This window comes from Bartonella sp. B35(2025) (assembly GCF_053794465.1).
In genome coordinates this window covers 767,786-791,722 of the sequence record NZ_CP200035.1, presented here as the reverse complement: position 1 = coordinate 791,722, position 23,937 = coordinate 767,786, and the positions used below count along the sequence as shown (strand labels likewise).

Genomic DNA, 23,937 nt, shown 5'->3' with positions numbered 1-23,937 from the left:
AGATAAATGTAAGAAGAAAATTATACAATATTGAATTATTTGATTTTTATAATATTCTTCATTTAGATAGCTTGTTTTTGTTCTGAATTATAAATATTAATAAGGATCCTTAGCAATATGGAGAGCTTGTTTTGTTAAGAGATAACTTGTTTTTATGAGGAGTAAAGAATGAAGAATTCTTTTTTTATGTGGTTTTTTTTTACAATTATAGTAGGAATATCACTTCATTGTGCTTATGCTCAAATTCCACAAACACAATCAGAAATTACTCTTTCATTTTCTCCTTTAGTTAAAAAGACTATCCCATCTGTTGTGAATATTTATGCAGCTCGGAAAATTAGAGCACGTTCGCCGTTTGAGGGTGATCCATTTTTTGAGCAATTTTTTGGTCGTTATCAAGATAATCGGCCTTTACGTACGCAATCATCATTGGGATCTGGGGTAATTGTTGATACGCGTGGTTTAATTGTTACCAATTATCATGTCATTAAGGATGCGAACGAAATTAAAGTTGCTCTTTCTGATGGTCGAGAATTTGAGAGTAAGATCATGTTAAAAGATGAAGTAACTGATATTGCGATACTTGAGATTGATGTAAAAGGTGCACAATTTCCTGTTCTTCCTTTGGGAAATTCTGATGCAGTTGAAGTTGGTGATCTTGTTCTTGCAATTGGTAATCCTTTTGGTGTTGGTCAGACGGTTACAAGTGGTATTGTTTCAGCACAAGCACGTACACGTGTTGGTATTTCTGATTTTGACTTTTTTATTCAAACAGATGCTGCCATTAATCCAGGTAATTCTGGTGGCGCTTTAATTGATATGAAAGGGCAATTAATTGGGATTAACACAGCTATTTATTCACGTTCGGGGGGGTCTGTAGGCATTGGCTTTGCTATTCCAGCGAATCTTGTGAAAGTGATGCTTGATACTGTTAAACGTGGTGGAAAGTATTTTGTACCACCTTATATTGGTGCATCTTTTCAAAATGTTACCCACGACATTGCAAATGGTTTAGGTTTAGAACATCCCTATGGTGCTCTGGTCATTGAGATTACTAAAGACAGTCCTGCTGAAAAAGCTGGTTTAAAGGTAGGTGATGTTATTTTAAGTGTGCAAGGGGTACGAATTGATAGCCCAGATGGTCTTGGGTATCGTCTAATGATAGCTGGTATTGGACAGAATCTTATTCTAGAATATTTGCGTAGTGGAAAGATTTTTAAGACGGAACTGGTTGTTTTATCAATACCAGAATCTGCATTTTTAAAATCTGAAAAAATTATTGGTGAAAGTCCTCTTTCTGGTGCTGAAGTGTTGGATTTAACGCCGTACAATAGTAGGCATTTTCGTCTTCCTGCGACTACAAAAGGTGTTGTGATTACTAATATTGATGAAATAAGCAACGCTGCAGGGATTTTTCGGTCTGGAGATATTTTGCGTGTTATTAATGGTCATAAAATTCAAACAGTTATTCAATTAAAGAAGGTTCTTATGCAAGGTCATTCACGTATTTGGCAATTGGAATATGAACGTGATGGTATGTATATCCGCCAGTTTGTTCGCTGAGGTTTTTTTTGAATAAAGATTTTTTTTCTTCATCTTGCGATTCTCATATTAATAAAAATCGTCCACTTGCAGAAAGAATGCGTCCTTGTTCTCTTCGTGATGTAATAGGGCAAAATCACTTAGTTGGAGAGGAAGGCATACTTTCACGTATGGTGGCGGCTGGTTCATTTAGTTCGATGATTTTTTGGGGGCCTCCAGGGACAGGAAAAACGACAATTGCGCGTTTATTAGCACGTGAAATAAATTTTGCTTTTGAGCAAATTTCTGCTATTTTTACTGGAGTTGCAGAACTTAAGAAAATTTTTGAAGTAGCTCAGACTCGTTTTATATCTGGATATCAAACACTTTTATTTGTCGATGAAATTCATCGTTTTAATCGTGCTCAGCAGGATAGTTTTCTTCCTGTTATGGAAGATGGCACTGTAATTCTTATAGGTGCAACGACTGAAAATCCTTCGTTTGAGTTGAATGCTGCTCTTCTTTCTCGTGCGTGTGTTTTGACGTTTTTTCCCCATGATAATGAAAGTTTGGGTATACTTTTGAAACGTGCTGAAGAGGTAGAGGGAAAGCCTCTTCCTTTAGATGATTATGCTAGGGATATTTTGATAAGGATGTCTGATGGTGATGCACGGGCAGTATTAACATTAGCAGAGAAAATTTGGTGTACTGCTCGACCAGGGGAGATATTTGATTCTATAGCTTTGCAAAAAATCGTGCAGCGTCGTGCTCCAATTTATGATAACGGACAAAGTGGTCATTATAATCTTATTTCAGCATTGCATAAATCAGTTCGTGGATCTGATCCTGATGCTGCTCTTTATTATTTGGCACGTATGTTTGATGCAGGTGAAGATCCTTTATATATTGGGCGCAGATTAATTCGTATAGCGATTGAAGATATTGGTTTAGCGGATCCACAAGCTCTTGTCATATGTAATGCAGCAAAGGATGCTTATAATTATTTAGGGTCACCCGAGGGAGAATTGGCTTTGGCGCAAGCATGTCTTTATATTTCAACTGCACCAAAATCAAATGCGACGTATCTTGCTTATAAAGAAGCTATGCATTGTGCTCGCAAAAATGGTTCTTTACCCCCTCCTAATCATATCCTTAATGCACCTATAAAGTTTATGAAAGAAGAGGGGCATGGTTATCGTTATGATCATGATGAGCCAGATGCTTTTTCAGGGCAGGAATATTTTCCTGAAAAACTTGGACGCCAGATTTATTATCAGCCACAAGAACGTGGTTTTGAACGCGAGATTATAAAGCGTCTTGAATGGTGGAAGAAGCTAAGAAAAAAACGAAGTAATTCGAAATAAAATTTTAGTTAAGATAAGAAATTTTTGTTATTTTGGGACTGATTTTATATCAGTTATATAATTATAATTTCATTAATAATCTAAATTATGCTTTAAATATTATTAAAGTAAAACATTTTATTTTTGTGTGGCTAGGCGATTCATATGCAAGTTGTAAGGAATATTTTTGTAGCTATAATTTTTGTGATTGATATGTCTTTAATAATTTAAGTTTTGGGGAATGCTATATTATTTTGATTGATGATGAATTTTCGAGTTATCAATAGTGAGGTGATCAGCTAAAGTATGCTACCTCTTAATTATTTATAAAGACATATTAAAAGAGGATGAATGAAGCATCATGTTGAAATTTAAATTGTTTCTTTTCTGAAGGAAAGATATTAAATATAATTGTTCAGTGTTTGGCTTCTATCCTTTACACAAAAATATTTTGTTGAGGTGGATTTTATATTGTAAGACAAGGCTGTGATTTTTTAATCACATTAATGGGATGGTGGATATACATAAGAATAAGGATGGAAATAGTCTGTGAAAATTTAGACTCAAGGCTTTAGTTAAGTTGAGAGAACAGTGTACATTGAGTGTAAAATTATTGTGACTCGTTAAGGATATAATTGTGGATAAAACAAAAGCTTTAGATGCTGCTCTATCACAAATTGAACGTTCTTTCGGTAAAGGCTCAATTATGCGTCTTGGGCAAAAAGAGCAAGTTGTTGAAATTGAAACAATCCCAACAGGTTCTTTATCTTTAGATATCGCTTTGGGTGTGGGGGGATTACCAAAAGGGCGTATCATTGAGATTTATGGACCAGAAAGTTCTGGAAAGACAACGCTAGCTCTTCATGCTATTGCTGAGGCACAGAAAAGTGGTGGGATTTGCGCTTTTATTGATGCAGAGCATGCTCTTGATCCTATTTATGCGCGTAAACTTGGTGTTGATTTAGAGAATTTGTTTATTTCTCAGCCAGATACTGGCGAACAGGCATTAGAAATTACAGAGACACTTGTTCGTTCTGGTGCAGTTGATGTGCTTGTTGTTGATTCAGTAGCGGCTTTGACACCACGTGCAGAAATTGATGGTGAAATGGGTGATGCTTTACCTGGGTTGCAAGCTCGATTAATGAGCAAAGCTTTACGAAAACTAACGGCATCTATTTTTAGATCTAACTGTATGGTTATTTTTATTAACCAAATTCGTATGAAAATTGGTGTGATGTTTGGCTCTCCTGAAACAACAACAGGTGGGAATGCATTAAAATTCTATGCCTCTGTGCGTTTAGATATTCGTCGCATTGGAGCAATTAAAGATCGGGATATGGTTGTCGGCAATCAGACACGTGTTAAGGTTGTCAAGAATAAATTAGCTCCTCCGTTTAAGCAAGTTGAGTTTGATATTATTTATGGTGAAGGTATTTCTAAATTAGGTGAGCTAATTGATTTGGGAGTAAAAGTTGGCATTGTGGAAAAATCTGGTTCATGGTTTTCTTATAATTCTCAGCGTTTAGGGCAGGGACGTGAGAATGCCAAGCAGTTTTTACGTGAACATGCAGAAATAGCTACAGAAATTGAAACAGCTTTGCGCCAAAATGCTGGTTTAATTGCGATTGAGTTATTAGAAAATGTAGGATCAGATAATATAGAAGGCGATGAGTCAATTTAATGGAGTATTATTTTAAGTATAATTCGTCCGTTTAAAATTTTTTCTGTTTTTTTTAAAATATTCCTATTTTTGATTAAATTAACTCTATGGATGGTCTTAATTAGGAGTGGGTTTTGCTTTGCCCTACAGGTGTCAATATGAATAGCGTTAATAGCATCCGGTCAACTTTTCTGGATTATTTTCATCTTAATGAACATAAAGTTCTTTCTTCTAGCCCACTTATTCCACGTAACGATCCTACACTCATGTTTACAAATGCAGGCATGGTACAGTTTAAAAATGTTTTTACTGGGTTTGAACAGCGTGCTTATAAAAAGGCAGCAACTGCACAAAAATGTGTTCGTGCAGGTGGAAAGCATAATGACCTTGATAATGTTGGCTATACAGCGCGCCATCATACTTTTTTTGAAATGTTGGGTAATTTTTCTTTTGGCGATTATTTTAAAGAAGAAGCAATTTTTTTTGCGTGGCACCTTTTAACAAAGGAATTTTTCCTTCCAAAAGATAAATTGTTGGTGACTGTTTATCATAGTGATGATGTTGCTGCTGAATTATGGCGTAAGATTTCAGGTCTTCCAGATGAAAAAATTATTCGTATTGCGACGACTGATAATTTTTGGGCAATGGGAGATATAGGACCTTGCGGTCCTTGTTCTGAGATTTTTTATGATCATGGTGATAAAATTTGGGGAGGTCCTCCTGGAAGCGCTGATGAGGATGGTGATCGCTTTATTGAAATTTGGAATCTTGTATTCATGCAGTATGAGCAAGTAAGTAAAGAAGAACGTATTGAATTACCTCATCCTTCTATTGACACGGGCATGGGATTGGAACGTATTGCTGCTGTTTTGCAGGGTGTTCACGATAATTATGACATTGATCTTTTTCGTGCATTAATTGATGCATCACAAGAAATAACAGGAATTGAGGCAACTGGTGATTTTGTTGCGAGTCATCGTGTGATTGCAGATCATCTTCGTTCATCGGCATTTTTGATTACTGATGGTGTTCTTCCTTCTAATGAAGGTCGGGGGTATGTTTTACGTCGAATTATGCGTCGTGCTATGCGTCATGCTCATTTTCTTGGTGCTCAAGAACCATTAATGTGGCGCCTTTTACCTACTTTAGTCCGTGAAATGGGGCAAGCTTATCCTGAATTAGTACGTGCTGAATCTTTGATTTCAGAAATTTTGAAGTTAGAAGAAATACGTTTTCGTAAAACTCTTGAACGAGGGCTTGGTTTGTTGAAGGAAGCGAGTATAAATCTTAAAGAAGGGGATTATTTTAATGGTGAGGTCGCTTTCAAACTTTATGATACGTATGGTTTCCCACTCGATTTGACACAAGATGTTCTTCGGCGTCGTGGAATATCTGTTGATGTTGATGCCTTTGATCAAGCAATGGAACGTCAAAAAGAAGAAGCACGTGCTAGTTGGTCTGGTTCTGGTGAAACTATAACAGAGACAATCTGGTTTTCTATTCGTGATCAAGTGGGGGCTACAGAATTTTTAGGTTATGGAACAGAAAGGGCTGAAGGTATTATTACAGCTCTTATTCAAGATGATAAAATTGTTGATCATGTTTCTTCAGGACAAAAAGCTATTCTCATTGTTAATCAAACACCTTTTTATGGTGAATCTGGTGGACAGACTGGTGATAGTGGTATCATTTCTGGTGAACACTTTGTTTTTGAAGTACATGATACCCAGAAAAGAGGTGCTAGTGTTTTTATTCATATTGGAGAAGTTAAATCTGGACAAGCGAAAACATCTGATTATGTAGAGTTAACTGTTGATATTGCTCGTCGTAAAAAGATTTGTGCAAATCATTCAGCTACCCATTTATTACATAAAGCTTTACATCAAATATTAGGACCTCATGTTATACAGAAAGGTTCTTTGGTATCACCAGATCGGTTGCGTTTTGATTTTTCCCATCCAAGATCAGTTTCTTCAGAAGAATTAAAAAAAATAGAAGATTTAGTCAATGATATTGTTTTGCAAAATAGTGAAGTAACAACACGCCTTATGGCTCTAGATGATGCAATTTCGGAAGGGGCGATGGCCTTATTTGGTGAAAAATATGGTGATGAAGTTCGCGTTGTTTCTATGGGAGATCAATTTGAACAAGGAGGATTAAAAAGGCGTTGGTCAATTGAGCTTTGTGGAGGCACACATGTGGAGAGAACAGGGGATATCGGTTTGATTCATATTATTTCTGAAAGTTCTGTGGCTTCTGGTGTTCGTCGTATTGAAGCTTTAACAGGTACAGCTGCACGTCTTTACCTTAATCATCAAGATAAGCGTGTTCATGAAATCGCTGATCTTTTAAAAACTTCTCCTGTTGATGTGGAAGAACGTGTTCGTACTTTGCTTGATGATCGTCGTAAACTTGAAAAAGAGTTAAATGGTGCACGCAAGAAAATTGTGCTGAGTGGTGGGGCGATAAATAGTGCTCAAGAAGATATCACCATTATCAAGGGCATTTCTTTTATGGGGCGTGTTATTAATAATATTTCAGCACGGGATCTTAAAATGTTGGTAGATTCTGGAAAGAAAAAGATTGGATCTGGTGTTGTTGCTTTTATTGGTATCTCAGAAGATGGTAAAGGAAGTGCTGTTGTTGGTGTTACTGATGACTTAATCAATACGTTGAATGCTATCGATTTGGTGCGTATTGTTTCAGGTATTCTTGGTGGTAAAGGCGGCGGTGGTCGTTCTGATTTGGCTCAGGCTGGTGGTCCGGAGGGAAGTAAAGCTGATGAAGCTATTATTGCATTAAAAGCTTTCCTTGAAGGATAATTGTTTGTGTTGCTTAACTATAAAATTTCTTGAAGGAATAAAATTTTATAGTTAAGGCTTATATCTTGCTAAAAGAATGGCATGTTGATTTTATAATAGAACGGCTTTACACAATGGAAGCATATTTTTCATTTCTAGCTCTTAGTAGTTTATAAAAGTGGCTATCTTTATCAATCAATTTTTAAAAAATTCCTCTTTCAATTATATGACTATGATTTCTCAATAATACGAGATTAACGTAGTAAACTGTCGAAAGGTGATGCAGCATAATAAAATTATGTAGTTTTGGTTTATGTAATCAGTGAAATCTTTAATTATAAGTTTTATCTTAATACCAAGAGTATTTGTTACTTTATGCAGAAAGAGAATATAGTATACTTTTTAAAATAGTGCATATAATTGCTCGTTATTGTCTTTTATCACCTGATAATTTTAAATCCTATATATTTGCCATTATGTACTAATGGTTAGTCAATATTATTAAAAGATATTAATTCATATTAGAGATTATAGATATGAGAATAAGTAGTGTAACAAGAGCTGAAAGATGTTGACTGATAAAGTCTAGCTATATTGATTGATATAGAGTGTTTATAGCGTACAAAATATACAAAGAATATTAAAAATTGTGTATTGTCGATATCAAATTAAGGGTATGGGGAACAAAAAATTCAGTTAGAACGGTTAAGTTGTGCTTATATGTTTAGCAGGTTGGTATACCATAAGTAATAACAATATAAGAAATGATATTTAAAAATATCAAAACATATCCAAATTATGAGAGTAAGAAAATACCTGATTTATCTTCAACAAAAGCAATGACATATTTAAATATAATGGATTCTGTGATGATGATAACAGCTAACATTACATTAGTAGTACAGGTAAAAAGAGCTGCATTTTTTTCTTAGTTTAGATAAGTGATAAGATGAGCATAAATTTTGAATAAGGATATAGATGATATCCTCAATGTTTATGTTGTGAGTATACAGGTTATCATGTCTTATAGCAGGTGGTCTTTAAGCTAAAAGAATTTAAATGATAAAAAATACAATGTATAAATATTGGCTATAATGTAGTGTGATCAAGCCAATTTTATAGGATATAGATTTTTGTATTTATAAAGATGGAGCTTAAAAATTGATAAACAAGATTATTTAGTAAGGGAACCGTTGTGGTAGGTGTAGAAATAAAAAAGGTTGAAGCAGATGAAAGTGGAATACGCTTAGATCGCTGGTTTAAGGTACATTATCCAGGACTTGGGTTTGGATATTTACAAAAATTACTGCGTTCTGGGCAGATACGAGTTGATGGTGGGCGTGTTAAAGCTGATACACGTCTTTTCATGGGGCAATCTATTCGTGTACCACCTTTACCTGTTGGTGAAAAAAAGAATTTTTCTTTGACAGATAAGACTATTCGTGGGCAGGACGACAGAGTCATTTTGAAAAAAATGTTGCTTTATGAAGATTCAAAAATTTTTGTTTTTAATAAGCCTGCGGGTTTAGCTGTGCAAGGTGGTTCTGGTTTAAGGTGCCATGTGGATGGTATGCTTGAGGTATTGCGCAATAAAAAAGGTGAAAGACCACGTTTGGTTCATCGTCTTGATCGTGAAACATCAGGTGTGCTCATTGTTGCTAGATCAAGAGGAGCTGCGCAGGCTTTGACTGCTTCTTTTAGAGCACGGGAAACGAAAAAGATTTATTGGGCATTGGTTCGAGGAGTGCCTAGGAAAAAGCAGGATAAAATTTCAACATGGATGGTTAAAGAAATGACTGCTCAAGGTGATAAAATGCGTGTTTGTGAACATGGAGAACCAGACTCTAGCCATGCAGTTTCTTACTATCGTGTTTTAGATACTCGAGGGCGTGCTCTTTCGTTGCTTGAAATGGAGCCGTATACCGGTAGAACACACCAGCTACGTGTACATGCTGCTTATATGAATCATCCTATTATTGGTGATTCAAAATATTTTTTTTCTGATAGTAACTGGGCATTACCAGGAGGAATTCAAAATCGGCTTCACCTTCATGCGCGTCGTATTCGTATACCTCATCCTTCAGGAGGGATATTGGATATTGTTGCGCCTTTACCGCCTCATATGCTACAAAGCTTTAACCTTTTGGCTTTTAATGAAATTGATGAGAATACAGAATAGTGGAAAAGAGTTTATAACTTATTCTGTTTGATTATATGTAAGAATACTTTACCACCGAGAATTTAATTTTTACTACGTGGATGGTAAAATTGATTTACATACTGATTGATGTTTTTTAAAAGATTATTACGCTATGTTTGTGTTGCAAAAGGTTGATACAAATTCTTTTCCAGAAAAATTAATTGATTTATTGAAAAATAGCGTAGGTAGAATAATATGCGTGAAATTTTAGATCGTTTTGATATGACGTTGAATAAAAATAATTCCATTCATAAGGTTCAAAAATTTTCGTGTCAGCCGTTACCTAAACGATTTTATAAAGAAGTAAAAATTAGATGTGAAGAGAGTGGTTTCTCTATATTATTGGATGAATGTCCAGTTAAAACACCAGCAAGACATCATTTCCTCGTACCAACAGAAATATTTGCTAAATTAGTAGTACAGGAATTTGAAAGCCAGAAAGAAGTTATTGATCCAGTAAAAATGCCAATTACGCGTCTTGTTAACACGGTTCTTGATGGTGTAGCTGGCAATATGCAAGTTATTTTTGAAGATTTATTGCGTTTTGTTACATGCGATATGATTTTTTACCGTGCAAAAGCACCAAAAGAGTTGGTACAACGACAATGTGAACAGTGGGATCCTTTACTCAATTGGGTAGAAGAAGAACTTGGTTCACATTTTAATTTAACAGAAGGGCTGATGTATGTTGAACAACCTCGGGAAGCTATTCAGGCAGTAAGTAATTATTTACGCAGGGTAGAATCTCCTTATATGCTTGCTGCACTTCATACTATAACAACATTAACGGGATCCACCATCATTGCTCTTGCTATTGCTGCGGGGAGAATCGATTCAGATCATGCTTGGGATATTGCGCATTTAGATGAAAATTGGACAATGGAACAATGGAAAACCGATGAGGAAACAATGGCACGCCGAGCATATAAAAAAATTGAATTTACTGCAGCAGTTACAATCATTACAACTTGTTTGTGAAGTTAAATTTTCTTTTTTTTGTACATGTACTATGCGTGCTCATTTCCTACATTACAGTATTTTTATAATTTTTTGGGGATTTGTCTTTATTTTTTCAAGCCCAGGAAATGCTCGACTGGTTATGTTTAAGATTGTTTCGTCATTACCACGGATAAAATACCACCGTTTATTGTCAAGAAGAGCAATAATCTCAGTTTGAATAGAACACTTTTTCCCAGCATTTGTCGTGATTACAAACTTTACAGGTATAATGAAATAAGGAATATTATTATCAAGTTTTCCTTCACGTTTCTGCTTTTGGTCGACTTGGATATTCTCAATTTTATAATTTTCTGCCAACTGTTCCATCTGGCTTTTCATGATTTGTTGGAATTGTGATCTACTAAGATTTTTCTTAGTAGTTAAGTTGTCAATGATTTGGGGAGGAATAGCATTCAGGATGGCGTCTGCATCTGCATTTTGAATCGCTTTACTATAAGCAAAAGCTGCTTTTTCAAGGGTTGTGAGTTCTTTATCAGTAATTGTATAGGCTTGAACTACTGATATAATAAAAGCAAAGTATAAAAATATAAAGAAGAGGGGATGAATTCTCAGCATTGAAAACCTTGATAATTGATTTGAATGAATTTATCTAAGCTTATAAAGGAAAAGCTCATTAGTAAAAAGCCCATTATACTCTTTAAAAAGAAGAATACCCCACAAAAATAGGAAAATAATCTTCCTTTTTAAATTAAAAAGGATAATTTATTCTTTAAACAGAATAATACATATCAAATTCGATAGGATGTGGGGTTGTTTCATAGCGTAAGACTTCTTGCATTTTTAATTCGATGAAGGAATTAATTTGATCATCATCAAAAACATCACCAGCTTTCAGAAAGCTGCGATCTTTATCAAGTGCTTCAAGTGCTTCACGTAGACTTCCTGAGACCGTAGAGAGTTCTTTAAGTTCTTTTGAGGGGAGATCATAAAGATCTTTATCCATAGCTTGTCCGGGATGAATTTTGTTTTTTATACCATCAAGACCAGCCATTAAGAGTGCTGAAAACGCTAAATAAGGATTTGCTGTTGGATCTGGAAAACGAATTTCTACACGCTTTGAATTTGGCGAAGAACTCATTGGGATACGGCAAGATGCAGAACGATTGCGTGCAGAATAAGCAAGTAAGACAGGAGCTTCATAACCAGGAACCAAACGCTTATAAGAATTAGTAGATGGATTGGTAAAAGCATTGATTGCTTTTGCATGCTTAATAATACCACCAATAAAGAATAAACAAGTTTCTGATAGTCCAGCGTATTCATTTCCCGCAAAGATTGGTTTGCTATCTTTCCAAATAGATATGTGCACATGCATTCCAGAACCGTTATCACCAAAAATCGGCTTTGGCATAAAAGTTGCTGTTTTTCCGTAGCTATTTGCTATTTGATGTACAACATATTTAAAAATTTGCATTTTATCTGCTTCGCGGACTAAAGTATCAAAGCGAATACCTAATTCATGTTGAGCTGCTGCTACTTCATGATGGTGCTTCTCAACACGGACACCCATGTCTTTTAGTGCTGTGAGCATTTCAGAGCGCATATCTTGACAAGAATCAATTGGAGGAACTGGAAAATAACCACCTTTCATTCGTGGACGGTGACCAAGATTGCCCATTTCATATTTAGTATCACTATTTGACGGAAGTTCACTTGAATTGAGTTTAAATCCCGTATTGTAAGGATCAGTTTTATAGCGCACATCATCAAAGATAAAAAATTCTGCTTCTGGACCTATATTGATAGTATCTCCGATTCCTAAAGATTTTAAATAAACTTCAGCTCTTTTAGCGATAGAACGAGGATCTCTACGATAAAATTCTCCAGAAATGGGATCAAGTACATCACAAAATATGACCAAAGTAGATTGAGCAAAAAAAGGATCAATATGCGTTGTTTCTGGATCTGGCATCAATACCATGTCCGATTCGTTAATTGTTTTCCATCCAGAAATTGAAGAACCATCAAACATAACACCATCACTAAATGTATCTTCGTTGATTTCTGCAACATCCATTGTGACATGATGTAATTTTCCTCGTGGATCAGTAAAGCGTAAATCAACAAAACGTATTTCATTATCTGCAATCTGTTTGAGAACATCTGCTGCGGTTATCATATTCAATTTCCTTATTGGACTGAGGTGAATAAAAAAGTAAAAATTTTGTAAATGTTAAATGGCATCAATTCCAGATTCACCGGTACCGATACGAATGGCTTTATCGATAGAAGAAACAAATATTTTTCCATCTCCGATATGTTTCGTTTGAGCTGCTTTGCGTATCACATCAACGACTTGTTCTAGTTTTTCATCTGCAACAACGATTTCAATTTTTACTTTAGGTAGAAAATCAACGATATATTTAGCACCAGGATAAAGTTCTGTATGTCCTTTTTGGCGGCCAAATCCTTTTGCTTCTGTTACAGTAATGCCATGTAATCCAATCTTTTGAAGCGCTTCTTTCACTTCATCAAGTTTGAAAGGTTTTATAATGGCTTCAATTTTTTTCATGCTGAAATTATCTCCAACGTTGTTTTGTCTTTTTAGACAACAATACATTATATTGACAGCCATAAAATGTACACAGATACGTTCTACACGGAAAATTTAAATTAAAAAGATTTTCTTGCAATATAGAATAAAGTGCTATTATTTTACAGGAAAAAAGGATGCAATTATTATAAAAAAATCAAAATGATACAGTAAAAAATATTTGACTTTCTTTTTTCTTATTTGTGCCATTATATACTCTATAACTTGAAAATTTCTCTAAGAATTGGGATTATGCAAAGGTTTGCGTTCTAAAATTTTTTTTAGAAATTTCCCGGTATAGGAAGCGGAGACATTTACAATATCTTCAGGTCTTCCAATTGCAACGATTTCACCACCGCCATCTCCACCTTCTGGTCCTAAATCGATAATCCAGTCAGCTGTCTTTATGACTTCAAGATTATGTTCAATTACGATAACTGTATTACCTTGATTGACGAGCTCATGCAACACTTCAAGAAGTTTAGATATATCATGAAAATGTAGACCAGTTGTTGGTTCATCTAAAATATAGAGTGTACGACCTGTTGTTTTGCGTGAAAGTTCTTTAGCAAGTTTCACGCGTTGTGCTTCTCCACCAGAAAGTGTTGTAGCTTGTTGTCCAACTTTAATATAACCGAGGCCAACAGTGATGAGAGTTTTCATTTTATTATGAATAGAAGGGACAGCTTGAAAAAATTCTTCTGCTTTTTCAACTGTCATATCAAGGATATCAGCTATGGATTTTCCTTTAAATTTTACTTCTAGTGTTTCTCTATTATAGCGTTTTCCTTGACAGACATCGCAAGTAACATAGATATCAGGTAAAAAGTGCATTTCAATTTTAATAACACCATCACCCTGACATGCTTCACAGCGTCCTCCTTTGACATTGAATGAAAAGCGTCCTGGTTGATAACCACGCGCTTTCGATTCTGGCAGTGAAGCAAACCAATCACGGATTGGTGTAAATGCACCTGTATAGGTTGCTGGGTTAGAACGTGGGGTGCGTCCAATAGGTGATTGGTCAATATCAATGACTTTATCAAGAAATTCTAATCCCTCAATTTTATCATAGATTGCTGGGCTTTGATGGCTTCCCATGATATGGCGTGATGCTGCTTTAAAAAGGGTTTCAATGAGAAATGTTGATTTTCCTCCACCTGAAATACCAGTTATACAAGTGAATGTCTCAAGAGGGATCTCAGCGCTGACATTTTTTAGGTTATTGCCTCGAGCACCGATAACTTTTAGTATTTTTGATTTCGATATTTTTCTTCGCTGAGAAGGAATGGAAACCGTCATTCTTCCAGAGAGATATTGTCCTGTAAGAGAAGATGGATTATTGATAATTTCTTTTGGTGATCCTTGAGCTATGATTTTTCCTCCATGAATTCCTGCAGCAGGGCCGATATCAACGACATAGTCTGCGGAGAGAATAGCATCTTCATCATGCTCCACAACGATAACTGTATTGCCAAGATCACGTAGATGGCACAGTGTTTTTAGAAGGCGTTCATTATCACGTTGGTGTAAACCAATGGATGGTTCATCTAAAACATAAAGAACCCCTGTAAGACCGGAGCCAATTTGAGATGCTAATCTAATACGTTGGCTTTCTCCACCCGATAGTGTTCCTGAAGTTCGAGATAAAGTAAGATACCCAAGTCCCACATGTTTCAAAAATGCTAAGCGTGCACGAATTTCTTTTAAAATACGTGTCGCGATACTACGTTGTTTTTCAGTTAAATGTTGATAAATGTTAGCGAACCAATCATCTGCTTTTAAGATAGAAAATTCTGATATTTGCCCAATATGCATCCCGTCAATTTTGACAGCGAGTGATTCTGGTTTTAAACGATAACCATGACAAACTGGACAAGGTGCAGAAGATATGTAACGCTCAATTTCTTCACGTGACCATGAAGAATCAGTTTCTTTCCATCTTCGCTCCATATTTGGAATAATACCTTCAAAGCATTGATTTGTTGTATAGGAGTGTTTACTATCTTTATAGACAAAAGGAATTTTTTTTGTTTCTGTGCCATATAAGATAATTTTTTGTGCTTCATTTGGAAGTTCACACCATTTATCTGTGAGTTTAAATCCATAAGTTTTACCCAATGCTTCTAAAGTTTGAGTATAGTAAAGTGAAGATGATTTAGACCAAGGGGCAATAGCTCCAGCTTTTAAGGTGAGATTTTCATTAGGGACGATTCTTGCTGGGTCAATTGCTTTTTTGATACCAAGACCATCGCAAACAGAGCAGGCTCCAAAAGGACTGTTGAATGAAAATAAACGTGGTTCAATTTCAGGAATAGAGAAACCGGATACAGGACAGGCAAATTTTTCTGAAAAAATGAGTCGTTTGTGTGTTTCATTTTTTGATTTATTAATCGATTCCTTTGTGACCAAAGGCTGATCTGTCATTTCAGCAATTACAAGTCCATCAGCTAATTTTAGACAGGTTTCTATACTGTCAGCTAAGCGGGAAGTAATGTCTTGGTGCACAACAATACGGTCAATTACGACATCTATGTCATGATTATATTTTTTATCAAGAGAAGGAAGATCAGGAATTTCATAGAATCTGCCATCAACTTTAACACGTTGAAATCCTCTTTTTAAAAGGTCTGTTAGCTCTTTTTTATATTCTCCTTTTCGTCCTCGAATTAACGGTGCCATAATAAAAATCCGTGTACCTTCTGGTAAAGACATAATTTGATCGACCATTTGGCTTACGGTTCTGCTTTCGATAGGAAGTCCTGTAGCAGGGGAATAAGGAACGCCAATACGTGCAAAAAGAAGACGCATATAATCATAAATTTCTGTGACAGTACCAACTGTTGAACGGGGATTACGACTGGTAGTTTTTTGTTCGATAGAAATGGAGGGGGAGAGACCATCTATTTGGTCAACATCTGGTTTTTGCATCATTTCCAGAAATTGTCGTGCATAAGATGAAAGACTTTCGGTGTAACGACGCTGACCTTCAGCGTAAATTGTATCAAAAGCTAAAGATGATTTACCTGATCCAGAAAGCCCTGTGATAACAATTAGTTTGTCACGAGGAAGGTCTAAGTCGATATTTTTTAGGTTATGTTCACGTGCGCCGCGAATGGAAATATATTTCTGATGAATCATGTTTATCCTTGGCATATGTGATAAAAATTAAACACCTTAAAATGAAATAAAACTGTTTCTATGAAATTACAATGTATTTAACTGCTATAACTATAACGTGGAAAGAGATTGCAAGTTCTGTGGAAAGAGAAAGATAGCAGATTTTTATTCTTAAAAATGGAATAAACTATATTTAAAAATGGAATAAACTATATGTTGTTGCGATCTTTATGTTATAATTGTACGGTTACAATTTTGGAGTTTATGCGATGGCTGGTAGCCTTAATAAAGTTATTTTAATTGGTAATCTTGGTGCAGATCCTGAAATTCGCCGTTTGAATTCTGGTGATCAAGTGGCGAATATGCGTATAGCTACTTCAGAAAGTTGGCGTGACCGCAATACAAATGAGCGTAAAGAACGTACTGAGTGGCACAGTGTTGTTATTTTTAATGAAAACCTAATCAAAATTGTAGAGCAGTATTTAAAAAAAGGCAGTAAAATTTATATTGAAGGTCAGCTACAGACACGTAAATGGCAAGATCAAAACGGTCATGATCGCTATACAACAGAGGTGGTTTTACAAAAATACCGCGGTGAATTACAAATGCTTGATGGGCGTGGAGTAGGGAGTGGAGAGCAAATGCAAAGTGCAAATCAATCAGTTAGTAGCTATGGTAGTGGTGGTTTTAGTGACAGTAGCTCAAATCAAGGAGATACTTTTGATCAAAATAATAGCCAATTGGGAGAAAGATTTTCGCACAAATTAGATGACGATATACCTTTTTGATAGTTTTTGAGAAAATATTGTCATTACTCAATATTGTCATTACTCTTTGTGTCTTTTCGGTTATTTATTTTAGATTTTAAAAGTTTAGAAAACTAAATTCTAGTTATTTTATTTAAAATATTTAATATAAATAAATAACATATTGAAAATTATTGTTAAATTTCTCCTCTACTGTAGGAGATAAATTAGTATTTTAGTGTATTTTTCGATATACAAAGAGTTAAGTGATTCTTTATTTGAAAGTTTTGAAGCTGTGACTGATCTTACTCCACTATCAGAACGTGATGTGCTAACTGATATAAAACCAATCAGTATTATTGATGAAATGCAACGCTCTTATCTTGATTATGCAATGAGCGTGATTGTTTCACGTGCATTACCCGATGTGCGTGATGGTCTAAAACCTGTTCATCGGCGTATTCTTTACGCTATGAATGAAATGGGGCTTTCTTTCGATAAATCTTATCGTAAGTCTGCGGGTGTTATCGGTGAAGTTATGGGAAAATTCCATCCTCATGGTGATGCTTCAATTTATGATGCGTTGGTACGTATGGCACAGGATTTTTCTTTACGAAATCCGTTGATTGATGGTCAAGGAAATTTTGGTTCTGTTGATGGTGATCCACCTGCAGCAATGCGTTATACAGAATGTCGTTTAGAGAAAATTTCAGAAGAGCTTTTAACCGATATAGATAAGGATACTGTTGATTTTCAGGATAATTATGATGGACGTGAGCGTGAACCTATAGTCTTACCGGCACGTTTTCCTAATCTTTTGGTCAATGGATCAGGTGGTATTGCTGTGGGAATGGCGACAAATATTCCCCCTCATAATCTTGGTGAAATCGTTGATGGTTGTATAGCTTTAATTGATAATCCTAACATAACACTTGATGAGATAATAAAAATTATTCCTGGTCCTGATTTTCCTACGGGTGGTATTATCCTTGGTCTTTCTGGTATTCGTTCGGCTTATGAAACAGGACGTGGTTCGATTATCATACGTGCTAAGGTTAATATTGAGGAAATTCGCAATGGTCGACAAGCAATCATTGTAAGTGAAATACCTTATCAAGTTAATAAAGCAACAATGCTTGAAAAAATGGCTGAATTGGTACGCGATAAACGTATTGAAGGAATCTCTGATTTACGTGATGAATCTGATCGTGATGGGTATCGTGTTGTTATTGAGCTTAAGAGAGATGTTGTTGCAGACGTTGTTTTGAATCAATTGTATCGCTATACACCGCTACAAACTTCTTTTGGTTGTAATATGGTCGCGTTAAATGGAGGAAAACCTGAACAAATGTCGTTGCTTGATATGCTTCGTGCATTTGTTTCTTTCCGAGAAGAAGTTGTAAGTCGGCGAACGAAATATCTTTTGCGTAAATCACGTGAACGTGCACATGTTTTGGTTGGTCTTGCTATTGCTGTTGCCAATATTGATGAAATTATAGCGTTAATTCGTGCAGCATCTGATCCACAGACAGCGCGTGAACAATTAATGAGACGGCGCTGGCCAGCTGCTGATGTAGCGCCTTTAATTAAGCTTATTGATGATCCTCGTCATATTATTCATGAGGATAGTACTTATAATTTATCTGAAGAGCAGGCGCGAGCTATTTTAGAGTTGCGTTTGCAAAGGTTGACAGCACTTGGTCGTGATGAAATTGCTGATGAATTGAATAGAATTGGAGCTGATATTACCAATTATCTTCACATTTTGGCATCACGCTCACGGATTATGAGTATTGTTAAGGACGAATTAAGTGCTCTTCGTGAAGTATTTGTGACTCCTCGGCGTACCGTATTTGGTTTTGGTAGCGCTGATATGGATAATGAAGATCTGATCACGCCGGAAGATATGGTGGTAACGGTTAGTCATAGTGGTTATATTAAACGCGTTCCTCTTAATACATATCGTGCACAACGTCGTGGTGGTAAGGGGCGTTCTGGTATGTCCACAAAAAATGAGGACTTTGTAACCCGTTTATTCGTGGCTAATACACATACACCAGTTCTTTTCTTTTCATCTCGTGGGATTGTTTATAAAGAAAAAGTTTGGCGTTTACCCATTGGTACACCACAATCACGTGGGCGAGCTTTGATCAATATGCTCCCCTTACAGCAAGGTGAACGCATAACAACTATTATGCCTTTACCAGAAAATGAAGCGAGTTGGAGTGAATTGGATGTCATGTTCGCAACGACCCGAGGAACTGTGCGTCGCAATAAATTATCAGATTTCATTCAGGTTAATCGTAATGGTAAAATTGCCATGAAACTTGATGAAGAAGGGGATGAGATTCTTTCTGTAGAAACTTGTACAGAAAATGATGATGTTGTTTTGACAACCGCTAATGGACAATGTATTCGTTTCCCAGTTGTTGAGGTTCGTATATTTATCAGTCGTAATTCAGTTGGAGTACGTGGTATCAATTTAGCTGATGGTGATAGAGTTATTTCTATGACTATTTTGGAGCATGTTGAGGCGACATCGGTTGAGCGTTCTGCTTATATCAAACGTGCGATTAATGAACGGCGTGCAGCTGGTGCTGATGCTGAAGATGTCTTAACTCTTGATGAAGATGACGAAGGAACTGAAACAGAGTTAATAGATGAGCGTTATGCGGAGCTCAATTCTGGTGAGCAAATGCTTTTAACAGTTAGTGAATTTGGCTATGGAAAACGATCCTCTTCTTATGAATTTCGTATTTCAGGACGTGGAGGAAAAGGGATTCGTGCGACAGATTTATCCAAGACAGCTGAAATTGGTAAGTTAGTAGCCGCTTTTCCGGTAAAAGCACAAGATCAAATTATGTTAGTGTCAGATAAAGGGCAGCTTATTCGCGTTCCTGTTAATGGTATCCGTATAGCTGGCCGTTCAACTAAGGGGGTGACGATCTTTAACACCGCTGAGGGTGAAAAAGTTGTATCAGTTGAACGTATTTCTGAGCCTGAGGATGATGTTAGTCAATTAGGTGATGAAGATAAAAAGCATTCTGATATGGTTGATATTATCGAAGAGAAATAATTCTGGAAGTATCGGAGGAAAACAATGAAAATTGCTCTTTATACAGGTTCCTTCGATCCTTTTACTAATGGCCATCTTGATGTTTTGCGAGGAAGCTTGTCTTTAGCTGATAAAGTAGTAGTGGCTATCGGTATACAAGCTAAAAAAAAACCACTTTTTAGTTTTGAAGAGCGTATTGATTTAATTACACAGATCAAGAAAGATTTATTAAACATAGATTCTGATCGATTACAGGTTATTTCATTTGATACGCTTTTGATCGATAAGGCTCGTGAAATTGGTGCTTCATTTCTTATTCGTGGATTGCGTAATGGTACTGATTTTGATTATGAAATGCAAATGGCAGAGATGAACAGCATTATGGTTCCTGAATTACAAACTGTTTTTTTGCCGGCAAGCATTTCTGGGCGTATGATAACTTCTACATTGGTGCGTCAAGTTGCTTCTATGGGTGGTGATGTTGCACCTTTTGTACCTCCAAATGTTGCACGAGCTTTGCATTTGAAATTTCAATTTTTAAGGAAAAATGATTGTGTATCTTAGAGTTTTTGTCTTTTTGACATGTATTTTTTGCTTTTTTTCATTGAATGCTACAGCAAATGATTCAAATTTTCTTGTTTTGTCTCTTAAAAATGGTGATGTGATTATTCGTTTTCGTCCTGATTTAGCTCCTAACCATGTTGCACGTATTAAAGAGCTTGTACGTGAAGGTGCCTATGATAATGTCATTTTTCATCGTGTTATTCCTGGCTTTATGGCACAGACCGGTGATATAAAGTTTGGAAAAAAAGGTAGTTCAAGTTTTAATCTTAAGCGCGTTGGTAAGGGGGGCTCAAATTATCCCAATATACCTGCAGAGTTTTCAAAGCAGCCGTTTAAACGTGGTACTGTTGGCATGGCACGTTCACAAGATTTACATTCAGCAAATTCTCAATTTTTTATTTGTTTTAATGATGCTGATTTTTTAAATGGTCAATATACTGTTATTGGAGAAGTTGTAGAGGGAATGGATGTTGTTGATAAAATTAAAAAAGGGACTGTAAGTAATAATGGATCTGTAACTGATCCTGATGTTATTAATGCCGCCTATTTACAGGCTGATAAGTGATTTCAAGGAGCTATCCGTATGGCAGAGATTAAAGATTTAGAAAATACTTTAATTCTTGAAACAACGAAAGGTAAAGTAGTTATTGAGCTTTTTATTAATTTAGCTCCTAACCATGTTGCACGTATTAAAGAGCTTGTACGTGAAGGTGCCTATGATAATGTTATTTTTCATCGTGTTATTGATGGTTTTATGGCTCAAACCGGTGATGTGCAATTTGGAAAAAGAGATAGTGAGAAATTCGATTTATCACGTGCAGGTATGGGTGGTTCAAATAAACCAAATTTGACAGCGGAATTTTCAAATCTTTCTCATAAGCGTGGTACAGTTTCTATGGCACGTAGTCAGAATCAAAATTCTGCTAATTCACAGTTTTTTATCTGCTTTGCAGACGCCCCTTGGCTTGATCGCCAATATTCTATATGGGGACAGGTGATTGAAGGCATGGAAAATGTCGATAAAATTAAGCGTGGTGAACCAGTAATAGATCCTGATGCAATCATAACGGCTATGATTATTGCAGATATAAAATAATTTAGATTGTACTATACTATGGCTTTTACATAAAGAATTTATGTTAGCCATATATTCTTTTTTTTTGGGAATAGGAGATTGTATTAATATTCTTTTGTATATGAAAAGTGCACTTTTGATTTATATTTTTTAAAAATAAAAATGCTATAGGTTTTTTATTCATTATTTTTCAAAAAATCTTAATACCAAATGCTTTGTAAATATCATCGCAATGAAGTATCAATTACAATGGATGGTGTTTTTTTAAAGTTTTTAAATTTACTTTTGTATAAAGCTTTGTTACTCAAAGTATATGTATTGAAGCAATACTTTTCGAGAGTATCCAATTATTCTGTTTTAAAAAATGAATATACAATTTTATTGATCTATATTTTCTCTGCAATTATTTATATTGGGTAAAGATTAATACTCCGGTACGCACTACCTTCTCCGGAGAAAAACAGTGTATTTCTGTCTCTTATGACTGTTTAGATTAACAATGTTAATGAGGAGTTAGAGAATCCTTAAAGAAGTATAAAAATTGTATTTTTATGGAGTGTTTTGTATTTTTTACAATTGTTAAATAATGAATTCTTAACAAAAAATTTCGATGAATCCTATTCATACATAAAATAACTCTGAGTGATTTATTGTTTAAAGAGAAACATTAATGAGGAATATTTTAGGATTTAATGTAAGGATAAAAGTAGTTTGATTTATCATCAGTGAAAAAGTCATCTAGTCTGAGATTAAGGTCTAGGAAATACAAGAAATTAATAGTGCGTAGTACAGATCTTTTTTCCATTAGCTATAGCATTTTAATCATTTAAGTTTTACTTCATTTGCAAAATATTGCGGCCACAATGCAGTTTGAAAAGAACAAATTTTGTTTATAAATAATATTTTGTTATATATTTGCCATGAAAGAAACTAAAAATAATGCTCTTTCCATTATGGGAATATATTAAAATTTTATCGGGAAATATTAAATATAGGTGAAAAAATGTTTTGAGTTCATTTGCATGTATTACAGATATCTATGATTAAAATTTTACCATACAGAGATGATAATCGTGAAGGGTTCTCATAAAAAAATATTCTTACATCTTTTGAAATTGATTCTAGAACGCGATGTTTAGCAATTTTAGCTCTTGCTGTGGGGAGTTTTGCTATTGGTACTGCTGAATTTGTTGCAATGGGTTTACAGCCAGAAATGGCACGCAGTTCATATGTTGATATTCCTAAAGCTGGCCAATATATTTCTTTTTATGCGTTGGGAGTTGTAATTGGAGCACCTTTTTTGGCTGTTGCAACAGCTAAGTTATCATATAAAACTGTTTTAATAGGATTGATGCTTTTTTATGCACTAGCAAACATTGTTAGCGCATTTTTTTTTGATTTTAGTACATTAGTAGTGTTGCGATTTATCAGTGGTCTTCCACATGGTATTTATTTCGGTCTCGCAGCTATGGTTGCATCTTCAATGGTAGAAATGAATGAACGTTCCAAAGCTGTTGGAGGGGTTATGCTTGGTTTGACGATTGCAACAGTTCTTGGAGCACCAAGTGCAACTTGGATTGGCCAGCTTGTTGGTTGGCAGATTGTTTTTATCCTTGTAGGTGCTATTGCTTTACTATGTTGTTTACTTATTTGGGAATTTTTGCCTTCTATTTTGGATATTCCAGAAAAAAATCCTCTATGTGAATTAAGTGCATTAAAGCAAAAGCAAGTTTGGCTTCTCTTAATGATGGTTTCAGTTGGCGCATCAGGGCTGTTTTCTATTTTTACTTATATTAAGTCAACATTAATGCATATTTCTAATATCTCGCTTGATTGGGTGCCATTTGTTATGCCGTTAGTTGGATTGGGAATGGTTATAGGAAATATTTTGGGGCCTAAATTTGCAACTAAAGTTGGTACTTCACCAGTAATATTTTTCTCTATGCTTTGGAGTACATTTGTTTTTTTTCTTTTTATCCTATACTCCATTAACGGCAGTATTAGGATGTTTTCTTGTTGGTACTTCTTTTGCAGCTATGCCTTCTATACAAACAAAAATTATGAATTTTTCTAAACATGGACAGATCTTGGCAGGAGCTTTAATGCAATCTGCTTTTAATATTGCTAATGCTCTTGGAGCAGAATCTGGATCGTTAGTTTTAAAGCTGGGCTATAATTATGAATATACTAGTATTTGGGGAGGAATTTTAACTTTATGTGGGTTATTGATTTTTTGCTTATCATGGTATGTAGAAAAACGAAATCAATATTCCTCTCAATTATAAATATTTTTGAAAGA

General features: G+C 35.3%; 15 protein-coding genes and 1 pseudogene. 12 read left to right on the top strand and 4 right to left on the bottom strand.

Translation table 11 applies throughout. From position 1 onward, the window contains the following. The first annotated feature begins 168 nt into the window (after positions 1-168). From V4P56_RS03240 to V4P56_RS03215, 6 genes are all read left to right on the top strand, one after another. On the top strand, positions 169-1,563 hold the full coding sequence (locus V4P56_RS03240) for a DegQ family serine endoprotease (RefSeq protein WP_455481524.1): 1,395 nt from the start codon (positions 169-171) through the stop codon (positions 1,561-1,563). 8 nt (positions 1,564-1,571) lie between these two features. Beyond that, complete coding sequence (locus V4P56_RS03235) at positions 1,572-2,885, top strand: replication-associated recombination protein A (RefSeq protein WP_455481523.1); 1,314 nt, start codon at positions 1,572-1,574, stop codon at positions 2,883-2,885. Between the two features lie 616 nt (positions 2,886-3,501). Continuing rightward, the gene (gene recA / locus V4P56_RS03230; protein ID WP_455481522.1) at positions 3,502-4,545 is read left to right on the top strand and encodes a recombinase RecA; all 1,044 of its coding nucleotides are present in this window, start codon (positions 3,502-3,504) and stop codon (positions 4,543-4,545) included. Between the two features lie 137 nt (positions 4,546-4,682). Further along, a complete protein-coding gene (gene alaS / locus V4P56_RS03225; protein ID WP_455481521.1) occupies positions 4,683-7,346 on the top strand; it encodes an alanine--tRNA ligase in 2,664 nt (887 codons plus the stop codon). Positions 7,347-8,520: 1,174 nt separating this feature from the next. Next, positions 8,521-9,504, top strand: a complete 984-nt coding sequence (locus tag V4P56_RS03220) for an RluA family pseudouridine synthase (protein ID WP_455481520.1) — start codon at positions 8,521-8,523, stop codon at positions 9,502-9,504. A 216-nt stretch (positions 9,505-9,720) separates the two neighbouring features. Beyond that, positions 9,721-10,503 carry an ATP12 family chaperone protein gene (locus V4P56_RS03215; RefSeq protein WP_455481519.1) on the top strand — a complete coding sequence of 261 codons (783 nt, stop codon included), beginning with the start codon at positions 9,721-9,723 and terminating at the stop codon, positions 10,501-10,503. Positions 10,504-10,554: 51 nt separating this feature from the next. Here the strand turns inward: V4P56_RS03215 and V4P56_RS03210 are convergent, their stop codons facing one another. The 4 genes from V4P56_RS03210 to uvrA form a co-directional block, all read right to left on the bottom strand. Continuing rightward, entirely contained in the window at positions 10,555-11,100 is a 546-nt protein-coding gene (locus V4P56_RS03210; RefSeq protein WP_455481518.1) for a hypothetical protein, read from the bottom strand. 154 nt (positions 11,101-11,254) lie between these two features. Continuing rightward, complete coding sequence (glnA, locus tag V4P56_RS03205; RefSeq protein WP_455481517.1) at positions 11,255-12,664, bottom strand: type I glutamate--ammonia ligase; 1,410 nt, start codon at positions 12,662-12,664, stop codon at positions 11,255-11,257. Positions 12,665-12,718: 54 nt separating this feature from the next. Then, positions 12,719-13,057, bottom strand: coding sequence for a P-II family nitrogen regulator (locus tag V4P56_RS03200; RefSeq protein WP_455482648.1), 339 nt, complete (start codon positions 13,055-13,057; stop codon positions 12,719-12,721). A gap of 258 nt (positions 13,058-13,315) precedes the next feature. Then, positions 13,316-16,219, bottom strand: coding sequence for an excinuclease ABC subunit UvrA (gene uvrA, locus V4P56_RS03195; protein ID WP_455481516.1), 2,904 nt, complete (start codon positions 16,217-16,219; stop codon positions 13,316-13,318). Positions 16,220-16,467: 248 nt separating this feature from the next. Between uvrA and ssb the strand changes: the two genes are divergently transcribed. From ssb to V4P56_RS03165, 6 genes and pseudogenes are all read left to right on the top strand, one after another. Then, a complete protein-coding gene (gene ssb, locus V4P56_RS03190) occupies positions 16,468-16,986 on the top strand; it encodes a single-stranded DNA-binding protein (protein WP_455481515.1) in 519 nt (172 codons plus the stop codon). Between the two features lie 253 nt (positions 16,987-17,239). Beyond that, complete coding sequence (gene gyrA, locus V4P56_RS03185; RefSeq protein WP_455481514.1) at positions 17,240-20,020, top strand: DNA gyrase subunit A; 2,781 nt, start codon at positions 17,240-17,242, stop codon at positions 20,018-20,020. A 24-nt stretch (positions 20,021-20,044) separates the two neighbouring features. Then, complete coding sequence (gene coaD / locus V4P56_RS03180; protein ID WP_455482615.1) at positions 20,045-20,563, top strand: pantetheine-phosphate adenylyltransferase; 519 nt, start codon at positions 20,045-20,047, stop codon at positions 20,561-20,563. Then, positions 20,553-21,128 (top strand): peptidylprolyl isomerase, encoded by a 576-nt coding sequence (locus V4P56_RS03175; protein WP_455482614.1) that lies wholly within the window; start codon positions 20,553-20,555, stop codon positions 21,126-21,128. The genes coaD and V4P56_RS03175 overlap by 11 nt, the downstream gene beginning before the upstream one ends. A gap of 18 nt (positions 21,129-21,146) precedes the next feature. Then, a complete protein-coding gene (locus V4P56_RS03170) occupies positions 21,147-21,659 on the top strand; it encodes a peptidylprolyl isomerase (protein ID WP_455482613.1) in 513 nt (170 codons plus the stop codon). Between the two features lie 1,043 nt (positions 21,660-22,702). Next, a pseudogene (locus tag V4P56_RS03165) lies at positions 22,703-23,923 on the top strand (MFS transporter). Positions 23,924-23,937 lie beyond the last annotated feature (14 nt).